General features: G+C 74.4%; 11 protein-coding genes. 5 read left to right on the top strand and 6 right to left on the bottom strand.

All coding sequences use genetic code 11. The features are described 5' to 3' along the window. The 5 genes from trpM to lgt all read left to right on the top strand — a co-directional run bounded on the left by trpM (position 1) and on the right by lgt (position 4,676). Positions 1–291: a tryptophan biosynthesis modulator TrpM gene (trpM, locus tag OG361_RS10595; protein ID WP_405853096.1), complete on the top strand. Its 291-nt coding sequence runs from the start codon at positions 1–3 to the stop codon at positions 289–291. Positions 292–661: 370 nt separating this feature from the next. Beyond that, on the top strand, positions 662–1,900 hold the full coding sequence (trpB, locus tag OG361_RS10590; RefSeq protein WP_405853095.1) for a tryptophan synthase subunit beta: 1,239 nt from the start codon (positions 662–664) through the stop codon (positions 1,898–1,900). Beyond that, a complete protein-coding gene (gene trpA / locus OG361_RS10585; RefSeq protein ID WP_384565761.1) occupies positions 1,897–2,718 on the top strand; it encodes a tryptophan synthase subunit alpha in 822 nt (273 codons plus the stop codon). Before trpB ends, trpA begins: the two co-directional genes overlap by 4 nt. Before the next feature lie 64 nt (positions 2,719–2,782). After that, positions 2,783–3,613 carry a DsbA family protein gene (locus tag OG361_RS10580; RefSeq protein WP_405853094.1) on the top strand — a complete coding sequence of 277 codons (831 nt, stop codon included), beginning with the start codon at positions 2,783–2,785 and terminating at the stop codon, positions 3,611–3,613. Between the two features lie 64 nt (positions 3,614–3,677). Further along, a complete protein-coding gene (gene lgt / locus OG361_RS10575) occupies positions 3,678–4,676 on the top strand; it encodes a prolipoprotein diacylglyceryl transferase (RefSeq protein ID WP_405853093.1) in 999 nt (332 codons plus the stop codon). A 63-nt stretch (positions 4,677–4,739) separates the two neighbouring features. On the opposite strand, the gene OG361_RS10570 is transcribed toward lgt, so the two are convergent. From OG361_RS10570 to OG361_RS10545, 6 genes are all read right to left on the bottom strand, one after another. Beyond that, positions 4,740–5,555, bottom strand: coding sequence for an HpcH/HpaI aldolase/citrate lyase family protein (locus OG361_RS10570; RefSeq protein WP_405853092.1), 816 nt, complete (start codon positions 5,553–5,555; stop codon positions 4,740–4,742). After that, positions 5,552–6,667 carry a CaiB/BaiF CoA transferase family protein gene (locus OG361_RS10565; RefSeq protein ID WP_405853091.1) on the bottom strand — a complete coding sequence of 372 codons (1,116 nt, stop codon included), beginning with the start codon at positions 6,665–6,667 and terminating at the stop codon, positions 5,552–5,554. Before OG361_RS10565 ends, OG361_RS10570 begins: the two co-directional genes overlap by 4 nt. Positions 6,668–6,848: 181 nt before the next feature. Beyond that, positions 6,849–7,769: a ribokinase gene (gene rbsK, locus OG361_RS10560; RefSeq protein ID WP_405853090.1), complete on the bottom strand. Its 921-nt coding sequence runs from the start codon at positions 7,767–7,769 to the stop codon at positions 6,849–6,851. Continuing rightward, positions 7,766–9,151: an ADP-ribosylglycohydrolase family protein gene (locus tag OG361_RS10555; RefSeq protein ID WP_405853089.1), complete on the bottom strand. Its 1,386-nt coding sequence runs from the start codon at positions 9,149–9,151 to the stop codon at positions 7,766–7,768. Before OG361_RS10555 ends, rbsK begins: the two co-directional genes overlap by 4 nt. Further along, entirely contained in the window at positions 9,148–10,314 is a 1,167-nt protein-coding gene (locus OG361_RS10550) for an ADP-ribosylglycohydrolase family protein (protein WP_405853088.1), read from the bottom strand. Before OG361_RS10550 ends, OG361_RS10555 begins: the two co-directional genes overlap by 4 nt. Continuing rightward, positions 10,280–11,560 carry an ADP-ribosylglycohydrolase family protein gene (locus tag OG361_RS10545; protein WP_405862182.1) on the bottom strand — a complete coding sequence of 427 codons (1,281 nt, stop codon included), beginning with the start codon at positions 11,558–11,560 and terminating at the stop codon, positions 10,280–10,282. Before OG361_RS10545 ends, OG361_RS10550 begins: the two co-directional genes overlap by 35 nt. Positions 11,561–11,999: the final 439 nt, after the last annotated feature.

The raw sequence follows: 11,999 nt of genomic DNA, 5'->3' as shown, positions 1-11,999 counted from the left end.
ATGACCGCGCGCCGCGCCACGCCGACCGCCCAGGGCCACGCCCCGGGCGGCTCGGTCGTGCCCGCGGACGTCGCGGTGGGGCGCCGCAGCCGGCTCCGAACCGCTGCCGCGCCCGTCTCCAAGCACGCCCCCCTGGCCCGGGGCTGCCGCCCGCGTGGCTGCCGCGCGCCCGCCCGCCGTGTCCACGGCCGCCGGGTGCGGTACGTCATCGGCTCGGAGCCCGGCCAGGTCAACGGCATGCGATGGCGCCCGCGCCCCGCGCGCACCTTCACGAACACCGCAGCCGACTGACCTCGCCGCTGTCGCACCGCCGCCTGCCCGCTCCGTGTGGGCAATCGTCCCGCTGGGCTGGGGGTCCCCCCTCTGGGGGAGGGTGGGCACACGGGACGGCGCCCCTCGTGGGCGCTTCCGCCCCTTGCGCCTACCCGCACCACCAGAGCGGCGCACACGTGGTGCGGGTCCAGGCGCAGGAGCCTAGGCCCGGCAGAGGGCGCCGTCCGTTGTGCCCACCCGTTCCGCCCCGGCGGAACGCATGCCCACAACGCGCGGGCGACGGGCGCAGCCCGGCGACGGCGTTGCCGGCGTACGTGAGTGAGTTGCGCGCATACCGTGACCATCAACCGCACGTCACACGGGGCACCGCCCCGCGAGGAGCATCCGCATGTCCAGCGAGTTCTTCATTCCGGACCCGGAGGGTCAGGTTCCCACCGCCGAGGGCTACTTCGGTGCCTACGGCGGCAAGTTCATCCCGGAGGCCCTCGTCGCCGCCGTGGACGAGGTCGCCGTCGAGTACGACAAGGCCAAGTCCGACCCCGAGTTCTCCCGTGAGCTCAACGACCTCATGGTCAACTACACCGGCCGCCCGAGCGCCCTCACCGAGGTCCCCCGGTTCGCCGAGCACGCCGGCGGTGCCCGGATCTTCCTCAAGCGCGAGGACCTGAACCACACCGGCTCGCACAAGATCAACAACGTGCTCGGTCAGGCCCTGCTGACCAAGCGCATGGGCAAGACGCGGGTCATCGCCGAGACCGGCGCCGGCCAGCACGGCGTGGCCACCGCCACCGCCTGCGCCCTCTTCGGCCTCGACTGCACCATCTACATGGGCGAGATCGACACCCAGCGCCAGGCCCTCAACGTGGCCCGGATGCGGATGCTCGGCGCCGAGGTCATCGCGGTGAAGTCCGGCAGCCGCACCCTCAAGGACGCCATCAACGAGGCCTTCCGCGACTGGGTCGCCAACGTCGACAGGACCCACTACCTGTTCGGCACCGTCGCCGGCCCGCACCCCTTCCCCGCCATGGTCCGCGACTTCCACCGGGTCATCGGCGTCGAGGCCCGCCGCCAGATCCTGGAGCGCGCCGGGCGCCTCCCCGACGCGGCGATCGCCTGCGTCGGCGGCGGCTCCAACGCCATCGGCCTCTTCCACGCCTTCGTCCCCGACGCGGGCGTCCGCCTGATCGGCTGCGAGCCGGCCGGCCACGGCGTCGAGACCGGCGAGCACGCGGCCACCCTGACCGCGGGCGAGCCCGGCATCCTGCACGGTTCGCGCTCGTACGTCCTCCAGGACGAGGAGGGCCAGATCACCGAGCCGTACTCGATCTCGGCCGGCCTCGACTACCCGGGCATCGGCCCGGAGCACGCGTACCTCAAGGACAGCGGGCGCGGCGAGTACCGCGCCGTCACCGACGACGCGGCCATGCAGGCGCTGCGCCTGCTCTCCCGCACCGAGGGCATCATCCCGGCCATCGAGTCGGCGCACGCCCTCGCCGGGGCCCTGGAGGTCGGCAAGGAGCTCGGCAAGGACGCCCTGCTCCTCGTCAACCTCTCCGGGCGCGGTGACAAGGACATGGACACGGCCGCCCGCTACTTCGGCCTGTACGACGGGGAGGGCTCCAAGTGACCAACGGAAACATCCAGCTGCTGAGCGACACCCTCGCCAAGGCCAAGGCGGAGAACCGGGCGGCGCTCATCGCGTACCTGCCGGCCGGCTTCCCGACGGTCGACGGCGGCATCGCGGCCATCAAGGCGGTCTTCGACGGCGGCGCCGACGTGGTCGAGGTCGGTCTGCCGCACAGCGACCCGGTCCTCGACGGCCCGGTCATCCAGACCGCCGACGACATCGCCCTGCGCGGCGGTGTGAAGATCGCCGACGTCATGCGGACGGTCAAGGAGGCCCACGAGGCCACCGGCAAGCCGGTCCTCGTCATGACGTACTGGAACCCGATCGACCGGTACGGCATCGACCGCTTCACCGAGGAGCTCGCCGCGGCCGGCGGTGCGGGCTGCATCCTGCCCGACCTGCCGGTCCAGGAGTCCGCGGTCTGGCGCGAGCACGCCGACAAGCACGGTCTCGCCACCGTCTTCGTCGTCGCGCCCAGCAGCAAGGACGAGCGCCTCGCCACCATCACGGCGGCCGGCTCCGGCTTCGTCTACGCCGCCTCGCTCATGGGTGTCACCGGCACCCGCGAGTCGGTCGGCGAGCAGGCCGCCGACCTCGTCCGCCGCACCCGCGCCACCTCCGGACTGCCGGTGTGCGTCGGGCTCGGCGTCTCCAACGCCACCCAGGCCAAGGAGGTCGCCGCCTTCGCCGACGGCGTCATCGTCGGCTCCGCCTTCGTCCAGCGGATCCTCGACGCCGACGGCGACGAGGCCGCCGGGCTCGCCGCAGTAAGGGAACTGGCGGGCGAACTCGCCGCCGGTGTGCGCCGCGTTTCGTAACCCATTTGGGTGGATCTGGGACCGGGGAGGCACGCACGTGCCTCCCCGGTTCGTTGCTGTGGGCGTGAGCGAGAACAACCGTGGTGACGGTAACCGGAGCGCGCGGGAGCGCCTCCAGCAGCAGCGCGAGCGCGACAAGGCCCGCGACAAGCAGCGGCGCGTCCTGATCGTGTCGGCGGCGGTGGTCGGCGTCCTCGGCCTGGCCGCCGTCGTCGGGGTGATCGCCGCGAACAGCGGCGACGACGGCGCGTCGGACAAGGCGGGCCCGGTGGTCGCGCCCACGGGATCCGTCGAGGGCGACAAGCCCGCCATCCCCACGGGCACGTCGGACGCCCCCTCGATGCTCGCGATCTGGGAGGACTTCCGCTGCCCGGCGTGCGCCCAGTTCGAGAACGTCATGCGGGACGCCATCCACGAGCTGGAGGCCTCCGGCGCGCTCAAGGCCGAGTACCACCTCGCCACCCTCATCGACGGGAACATGAGCGGCAGCGGCTCGCTGCGCGCGGCGAACGCGGCCGCGTGCGCCCAGGACGCGGGGAAGTTCACCGCGTACCACGACACGCTCTACATCAACCAGCCGCCGGAGACGGACGACGCCTTCGGGAACAACGCCAAGCTGCTCGAACTGGCCGCGAAGGTGCCGGGGCTCGACACGCCCGCCTTCCGCAGCTGCGTCGAGGACGGCACGCACGACAGCTGGGTGGTGAAGTCGAACGAGGCCTTCCAGAACGGCGGCTTCAGCGGCACCCCCTCCGTCCTTCTCAACGGCGAATCGATCTTCCCGACGAAGGGGAACGAGCAGATCTCCCCGGAGAACCTGAAGAAGTGGGTCGCCGAGGCCAACAAGGGCAAGAAGCCCGGCACGGCCTCTCCGTCGGCTCCCTCGGCAGGTTAGTTACCCATACGTTGCCGGGTGGGCTGCCGTCGCGCCCGCCCGGCAGGGTAGCGTCGGTCCTGCCATGGACCTTGCCTACATTCCCAGCCCGTCGACCGGCGTGATCAACCTCGGACCGATCCCGCTGCGCGGCTATGCCTTCTGCATCATCATCGGTGTCTTCGTCGCCGTCTGGTACGGCAACAAGCGCTGGATCGCCCGGGGCGGCACCGCCGGCACCGTGGCCGACATCGCCGTCTGGGCGGTGCCCTTCGGCCTCGTCGGCGGACGCCTCTACCACGTGATCACCGACTACCAGCTGTACTTCAGCGAGGGTGAGAACTGGGTCGACGCCTTCAAGATCTGGGAGGGCGGCCTCGGTATCTGGGGCGCCATCGCGCTCGGCGCGGTGGGTGCCTGGATCGGCTGCCGTCGACGGGGCATCCCGCTCCCGGCGTACGCGGACGCGATCGCGCCCGGTATCGCCCTCGCCCAGGCCATCGGCCGCTGGGGCAACTGGTTCAACCAGGAGCTCTACGGCAAGCCGACCGATCTGCCCTGGGCCCTGAAGATCACCGAGAGCGCGAACCGCGAGGCCGGGCTCTACCACCCGACCTTCCTGTACGAGTCGCTCTGGTGCGTCGGCGTCGCCGTCCTGGTCGTCTGGGCCGACCGCCGCTTCAAGCTCGGCCACGGGCGTGCCTTCGCGCTCTACGTCGCCGCGTACTGCGCGGGCCGGGCCTGGATCGAGTACATGCGCGTCGACGAGGCGCACCACGTGCTCGGCCTGCGGCTGAACGTGTGGACGGCGATCATCGTCTTCGTGCTCGCGGTGACCTACATCGTGATCTCGGCGCGGATCCGGCCGGGACGCGAGGAGATCGTGGAGCCCAAGGCCGAGAAGTCCGACAAGGCCGAGAAGTCCGACAAGGCCGAGAAGTCCGACGACGCCGAGAAGTCCGACGACGTCGCCGTCGACGGTGAGCCCGAGGACGCCGTCGCGGACGCGGATACGGATACGGATACGGATACGGACGTGGACCACGGTGCCGACAACGGCGCCGGATCGGCCGCCAAGAGCTGATCCTCCGTCGTCGAAGGGCCGCCGGGACCGAGAGGTTCCGGCGGCCCTTTCGCGTGCCGGGGGTCAGGCCGTCCGGGACGCGAGGGCGAGGACCCGGTGGGCGCCCTCCACCACCGCCGCGTCGACGAATCGGCCGTCGGGAAGGGCCAGGGCGCCCTGCCCGGTCTCGGCCGCCGCGACGACCTCCCGCGCCGCGTCGACCTCCTGCGGGGTGGGGAGGTAGGCCTGCTCGATGACCGGGAGCTGGCGGGGGTGGATCGCCGCCCGGCCGAGGAAGCCCATCGCCCGGCCCCGGGCGCAGCCGGCCGCCAGGGAGTCCAGGTCGCCGATGTCGGCGTGGACCGACTGGGCGGGGGGCGGGAGGGCGGCCGCGCGGGCGGCGACCACCACGCGGCTGCGCGGCCAGTCGAGGCCCCTGTCGTCCCGTACCCCCAGGTCGGCGCGGAGGTCGGCCTCGCCGAGAGCGATGCCGCGCACGTCGGGGTGGGCGGTGGCGATGGCGTACGCGTGCTCCACGGCGAGGGCGTTCTCCAGGAGCGGGTAGAGGGGGAGGCCGGGGGCGAGTCCGGCGATCCGGTGGATGTCAGTGGCGTGTGTCACCTTGGGTACACGGAGACCGCAGAGGCCGGGGAGGGGGGCCAGGGTGGGGATGACGAGCGGGGTGTGGACGCGGACGTGCACCGGGACGGGGTGGGCGTCGGCGAGCAGATCGACCGTGGCGTCGAGGGCGTACGCCTTGCGGTGCGGGGCGACCGCGTCCTCCAGGTCGACGATGACGACGTCCGCGCCCGAGTACAGGGCCTTGTGGACGACCCCGGGGCGGTCGCCGGGTGCGTACAGCCAGGTGAGCGGCGTGCGCAGGCGCTCCAGACCGGTCATACCGCTCCCTGGGCGCGGAGGGCGTCGATCTCGGCGGGGGTGAGACCGAGCTCGGAGAGGACGTCGGCGGTGTCGGCGCCGTGCGGGCGGCCGGGCCAGCGGATCGCTCCGGGGGTCTCGGAGAGCCGGAAGAGGACGTTCTGCATCTTGATCGGTCCCAGTTCCGGGTCCTGCACCTCGGTGACCGTGCCGAGCGCCCGGTACTGCGGATCGTCGAGGACGTCCCGGACGTCGTAGACGGGGGCGATGGCGGCCTCCGCCTTCTCGAAGGCGTCCATCGCCTCGTCGCGGGTGTGGCGGGCGATCCAGGTGCCGACCGCCTCGTCCAGGATGTCCGCGTGTTCGGCCCGGCCCGTGCCGTCGGCGAACCAGGGCTCGTCGATGAGCTCCGGGCGGCCGACGAGCCGCAGCACGCGCTCGGCGATCGACTGGGCGGAGGTGGAGACGGCGACCCAGGAGCCGTCGGAGGTCCGGTAGGTGTTGCGCGGGGCGTTGTTGCGGGAGCGGTTGCCGGTCCGGGGCTGGACGTAACCGAGCTGGTCGTACCAGAGGGGGTGGGGGCCGATGACGGAGAGCATCGGTTCGATGATGGCCATGTCGACGACCTGGCCGCGGCCGGTCGTGGTCCTCGCGGTGAGCGCGGTCATCACCGCGTACGCGGTGGCGAGGGCGGCGATCGAGTCGGCGAGGCCGAAGGGGGGCAGGGTGGGCGGGCCCTCGGGCTCGCCGGTGATGGCGGCGAAGCCGCTCATCGCCTCGGCGAGGGTGCCGAAGCCGGGCCGGTGGGCGTACGGGCCGAACTGGCCGAAGCCGGTGACCCGGGCGAGGACCAGGCGCGGGTTGACGGTGGAGAGCTCCTCCCAGCCCAGGCCCCAGCGTTCCAGGGTGCCGGGGCGGAAGTTCTCCACGATCACGTCGGCCTCGGCGGCGAGTCCGAGGAGGGTGTCGCGGCCGCCCGGGCAGGAGAGATCGAGGGTGATCGTCCGCTTGTTCCTGCCGAGGACCTTCCACCACAGGCCGACGCCGTTCTTGGCGGGGCCGTGGCCGCGGGACGGGTCGGGCTTGCGGGGGTGCTCGACCTTGACGACGTCGGCACCGAAGTCGCCGAGCATCGTGGCCGCGAGGGGGCCGGCGAAGAGGGTCGCGAGGTCCAGGACGCGCAGCCCGTGCAGGGGAGCCGCGGGAGGTGGGGGAGTGGTGGGGGACGGGAGAGAGACGGGGGACAGGGGAGTGGCGGGGGAGGGGGAGCGGCGGGGGGCGTGGACGGGGCGGTGGTGGTGCGCGGGGTGGTCGTCATGCGGGGTCGGCCTCCAGGTCGTCGAGGGAGCCGATGGCCGCCTCGATCTCGGTCCGGTACGGCATCGAGGTCGACGCGCCCTCGCGCTGGACGGAGAGCGCGGCGGCGGTCTGCGCCCAGGTGAGCGCCTCCCTGACGGGGCGGCCCTCGCCGAGGGCGACGGCGAGGGCGCCGACGAAGGTGTCGCCGGCCGCGGTGGTGTCCACGGCCCTGACGCGGGGGGCGGGCACCGTGACAGGTTCGCCGCCCCTGGCGGCGTACAGGCTGCCGGCCGCACCCAGGGTGATGACCACCTCGGGGACGTCCCGCAGCAGGGCCAGGGCGGCGGCGTGCGGGTCGGTGAGCCCGGTGAGCGCGGCGGCCTCGTGCTCGTTGGGCACCAGCAGGTCGGTGGCGGCGAGGAGCTCGGGAGGAAGCGGCTGGGCGGGGGCGGGGGTGAGGACGGTGCGGACGCCGAGACGGCGGGCGGTCGCGGCGCCCTCGGTGACGACGGAGAGGGGGAGTTCGAGTTGGAGGAGCAGGGCGTCGGCGGTGCCGATGAGGGCCTCGTCGCCGTGGCTGAGGGAGGTGACCGTGGCGTTGGCGCCGGGAACGACGACGATCGCGTTGCCGCCCTCGTCGTCGACGACGATGTGGGCCGTGCCGGAGGGGCCCTCGGCGGTCCGGAGGAGATCGGTGTCGACCGAGCAGTGCTCCAGGTTGGCCCGGAGGCGTACGCCGAAGTCGTCCGCGCCGACCGCGCCGATCATCGCCACCTCGGCTCCGGCGCGGGCGGCGGCGACGGCCTGGTTGGCGCCCTTGCCGCCGGGGACCGTCCGGAACGCGCGGCCGGTGACCGTCTCGCCGCGGGCCGGGGCCCTCGCCACGTAGGCGACGAGATCCATGTTCATGCTGCCGAGTACGACGATGCTGGTCATGGGCGTGCGGCCTCCTGGTGGGTGAGGGCGGCGGTCGTCTCGGCCAGGGTGTCGAAGCCGATGCCGTCGAAGGACGGGACCGAGGTCGCCAGACGGTTCTTGAGAGGGGCGGTCCACCGCTCGGGCAGCCGGTCGGGGTGGCCGGTGAGCAGGCCGGCGACCGAGCCGGCGGTGGCGCCGTTGGAGTCGGTGTCCCAGCCGCCCGAGACCGCCGCGCAGACGGAACGGGAGAAGTCTCCGTCGCCGTGGGTGAGGGCGGCGGCGAGCAGGGCGGCGTTGGGGACGGCATGGACCCAGTGGTACCCGCCGAGCTCGGTGTGCAGCCGGTCGACGACGGTGTCGAAGTCGCCTTCCCCGCGGGCGGCCGCGATGCCCAGACGGACGGCCTCGGCGAGCCGGGAGCGCGGCGGGACCACCGCGAGTCCGGAGGCGAGGGCCCGGTGGACGTCGGCGGTGCCGCTCGCCGCGGTGGCGAGGGTGGCGGCGACGAACATCGCGCCGTAGATCCCGTTGGCGGTGTGGGTGAGGGCCGCGTCCCGGTGGGCCTGAGCGGCGGCGGTGGCCGGGTCGCCGGGGTGGGTCCAGCCGTGGACGTCGGCCCGGATCTGGGCTCCGATCCACTCGCGGAAGGGGTTGCGGTGGACGGCGGTGAGCGGGGGCTCGACGCCGTCGAGGAGATTGCGGTAGGCGACGCGCTCGGCCGTGAAGGTGCGGCCGGCGGGGAGTTCGTCGAGCCAGAGGCGGGCGACGTCGGCGGTGGTGAAGTCGCGGCCGTACCGCTGGAGGAGCAGCAGGTTGAGAAGGGGGTAGTTGAGGTCGTCGTCCTCGGGCATGCCGTCGATGTTCTCGGCGAGGGAGGTGGAGGCGGAGCGACGGTTCCAGGGGTGGGCGGCGAGCAGCTCCGGGGGCACGCCGCGGGCGGTGAACCAGGTGGAGAGCGGCCAGTTGCCGGAGGCGCGGGCGAGGGCGCGGATGGCGGGGAGGGGCAGCTTCTCGACGGGCTTGCCGAGCAGACACCCGGCGGCCCGCCCGAGCCAGGCGGCGTGCAGCCGGTCGCGGAGGGCGGAGGGACCCCCGGCGGGACGACGGCCCGCAGCGGTGGCGGGTGTGGTCGTCAGGGCCTGGATCTCGGGGAGCCCTGTCGGCTCTCGGGCCGGCAGGGGCGTGGGGAGGGACGCGAGGGAGTCAAGCAGGTCTTCCGCCAGGGGGCGGAGGTCCGGGCGGGGTACCGCGGAAGCGCCGGCCGTCTCCGGAGCCGGCGGGCCGCCCGCCGCGTACCAGCGGGCGGCGATCGCCCGCGCGTCGCGGCCGTCCTCCGCGGCCTGGCGGAGCTCGTGGCCCACCAGGTCCTCCGGCTGCACCCAGGTCAGCCGGAGGTTCACCGGTCCACGCTCGTCAGCGTCGCGAACGCCGACTCGTGGGCCCGGCGCAGCTCCGCGTCCCGGGCGAAGACCTCACGGGCCACCCGGGCCAGCGTGGTCGCCGGGGCGTGCAGATCGAGCCGGCTCGCCTCCGCGACCCGCTTCGCCCACTCCGCGGGGACCGCCGCCTCGCCGTGCAGGGCGCCGACGATCGCGCCCGCCATGGTGGCGATCGAGTCGCAGTCGCGGCCGTAGTTGACGGCGCCGAGGACCGTACGCCGGAACTCGCCCTCGCCGACGAGCAGCATGCCCAGGGCGATCGGCAGCTCCTCGATCGCGTGGAGCCGGGAGGGGCGGCGGGCGCCGAGGGAGGGGGAGCGGTAGTCGGGGCCGACCGTGTCGAAGGGGGCCACCGCCTTGCGGAGGGGCGTGAGGGCGGACTCGAAGTCCGTGTGGCGGGAGGCCACTTCGGCGACCGCCTCGATCGCCGACCGGGTGCCGTCCTTGGCGAGGGAGAGGGCCGTCTCGACGACCGAGGTGGGAGTGGCGTGGGGCGCGCAGGCCGCGGCGACCGCCGCCGCGAAGACGCCGGCCGCCTCCCGGCCGTACGAGGACTGGTGCGCGCCCGCGATGTCGAGCGCCTCGGCGTAGGCGGCCGCCGGGTGGGCGGCGTTGACGAGCCCGACCGGTGCCATGTACATCGCGGCACCGCAGTTGACGATGTTGCCGTTGCCGGCCTCGCGGGGGTCCACGTGGCCGTAGTGGAGCCGGGCCACGATCCACTTCTCGGCGAGGAAGATCCGCTGGAGCGGAAGGGCCTCGGCCTCCAGTTCCGGGATCCAGACGGGGGAGCCCATGAGTTCGGGGACGAGACGCTCCGCGACCGCGTACGCGTCGAGGTGGCCGCGGACCTTCTCGTACACCCGGATCAGGGCGTGGGTCATCAAGGTGTCGTCGGTGACGTGCCCGTCGCCCTTGTGGTACGGCGCGATGGGGCGGGCGGTGCGCCAGTCGCCGCCGTTCCAGGGGCCGACGATCCCGGTGACCCGGCCGCCGTGGCGCTCCAGGATCTGCTCGGGGGTGTAGCCCTCGACGGGGCCGCCGAGGGCGTCGCCGACGGCGGCCCCCAGGAGGCTTCCGGTGATCCGGTCATCCAGGCTGGGCACATCCAGTGTGGGTGTCATGTCGGAATTGTCCACCTGGGGCGCCCGGTTCCGTGGCTCCCAGGAGTCCGGCGAGTTCGACCAGATCCGTCCCCGCGAGCCGGGGCAGCGCGCACCCCGCGAGCGTTCGGCAGGCCTCGCGCCAGGTCGCCGGCACCGAACGGCCGCCGCCCAGCGCGCCGGTGAGCGCGCCCGCGAGCGCGGGGGCCGAGTCCGCGACCCGGGAGAGACAGACAGCGGCCGGCACCGCCGCCGTCATCTCGCCCCGGGCGGCGGTGGCGAGGGCGAGGGCGACGGGGACGGTCTCGGCGGCGGCGATCCCGTAGCTGTAGACGTGGTCCACGATCTGGTGCTCCAGGAGCGGGACGAGCTCGAAGGCCGAACCGGCCGTCTGGGCCAGCTTCACCGCGTGCCGGGCGTTGCGGCCGATCTCGGTGACGGGCGGGAGTTCGGCGAGTGCCGCCCCGACGGCCTCGTCGACCGTCCCCCCGCCGAGCGCCGCGGCGACGGCCGCCGCCATCGCTCGGGCGCCGTGGACACCGTCCCCGTCCTGGGTGTACCGGGCGTCGAACTCGGCGAGTTCGGCGGCGGCGCGCGGTTCGCCGGGGTGGACGAGGGCGAGGACGCAGGCCCGTACGCAGGCGGCGTCGTCGAAGTAGTGCGGATTGTCGTGGCCCGTGGCGGGTGGGCGCAGGCCGGTGGCGAGATTGCCGAGCCCGGCGCGTACGGAGATCCGGGCGCGGAGGGGGAGGACGGCCGACTCGACCTCGGGGGCGCGGTCGGCGGCGGCGGCCACCTGGCCGGCGAGGGCGTTCCAGGCCAGGTCGACGGCGGCGCGGAGGCGGCGCTCCGGCGGGAGGCCGGCGAAGACGGGACCGGAGGCGGTGAGGATCGCCTCGGCCGTGAAGACCGCCCATTCGGCGTCGTCGGAGGGGCCGAGACGGAGGGGCTCGGGGGGCTGGTTGAGGGCGATGGGGACGGGGAGGGTGGTCGTCGCGTTCTGCTCGGCGAAGGTGTCGAGTTCGCGGGTGAGGCGGCGGGTCCACTCCGGCATGCGGGCGGCGCGGTGGCGGGCGGCGGGCCAGCCTGCGGCGTCGCCCGCGGCGAGCCCGAGGAGGAGGCCCTCCACGGCGTCGCGGCCGGCCGGGGGCTTGTGCCGCGGTTCCTGGGGTTGTGCGCCGGGCACCGGGGGCCGGTCGTGTGCGCCTGATGCCGGCGCTGCCGCCGGGTCCTCGTGGGCACCGAACAGGAGGCCGGAACCCGGCACCGTGGGCTGTGCCCACCCGTCCCGCCCAGCGGGACGACTGCCCACAGCGGTGGCGGAAGCGCCGGGGTGGGGGGCGGCCGCGCCCGCGGCCGCGCCCGTGCCGGCGGCGCTGCCCGTGCCCGCACCGGCGGCGCTGCCCGTGCCTGCGCCGGCGGCGCTGCCCGTGCCTGCGCCGGCGGCGCTGCCCGTGCCTGCACCGGCGGCGCTGCCCGTGCCTGCGCCTGCGGCGCTGCCCGTGCCTGCGCCCGCACCGGCGGCGCTGCCCGTGCCTGCGCCCGCACCGGCGGCGCTGCCCGTGCCTGCGCCTGCGGCGCTGCCCGTGCCCGCACCGGCGGCGCTGCCCGTGCCTGCGCCCGCACCGGCGGCGCTGCCCGTGCCTGCGCCCGCGCCGGTGCCGGTGGCCGTGGCGGCGATGGGGCCCGCGGTGGCGGTGAGGGCC

It is taken from the genome of Streptomyces sp. NBC_00090, from assembly GCF_045160815.1.
Classification (GTDB): domain Bacteria; phylum Actinomycetota; class Actinomycetes; order Streptomycetales; family Streptomycetaceae; genus Streptomyces.
This window is presented reverse-complemented; position numbering and strand designations above follow the sequence as displayed.

Bases quoted from the DNA above. Each gene is read 5' to 3' on its own strand.
- rbsK (WP_405853090.1), bottom strand. From the start codon at position 7,769: ATGACCAGCATCGTCGTACTCGGCAGCATGAACATGGATCTCGTCGCC.
- OG361_RS10570 (WP_405853092.1), bottom strand. From the start codon at position 5,555: ATGACCGGTCTGGAGCGCCTGCGCACGCCGCTCACCTGGCTGTACGCA.
- OG361_RS10550 (WP_405853088.1), bottom strand. From the start codon at position 10,314: ATGACACCCACACTGGATGTGCCCAGCCTGGATGACCGGATCACCGGA.
- OG361_RS10565 (WP_405853091.1), bottom strand. From the start codon at position 6,667: ATGCTCGGCGACTTCGGTGCCGACGTCGTCAAGGTCGAGCACCCCCGC.
- trpB (WP_405853095.1), top strand. From the start codon at position 662: ATGTCCAGCGAGTTCTTCATTCCGGACCCGGAGGGTCAGGTTCCCACC.
- trpM (WP_405853096.1), top strand. From the start codon at position 1: ATGACCGCGCGCCGCGCCACGCCGACCGCCCAGGGCCACGCCCCGGGC.
- lgt (WP_405853093.1), top strand. From the start codon at position 3,678: ATGGACCTTGCCTACATTCCCAGCCCGTCGACCGGCGTGATCAACCTC.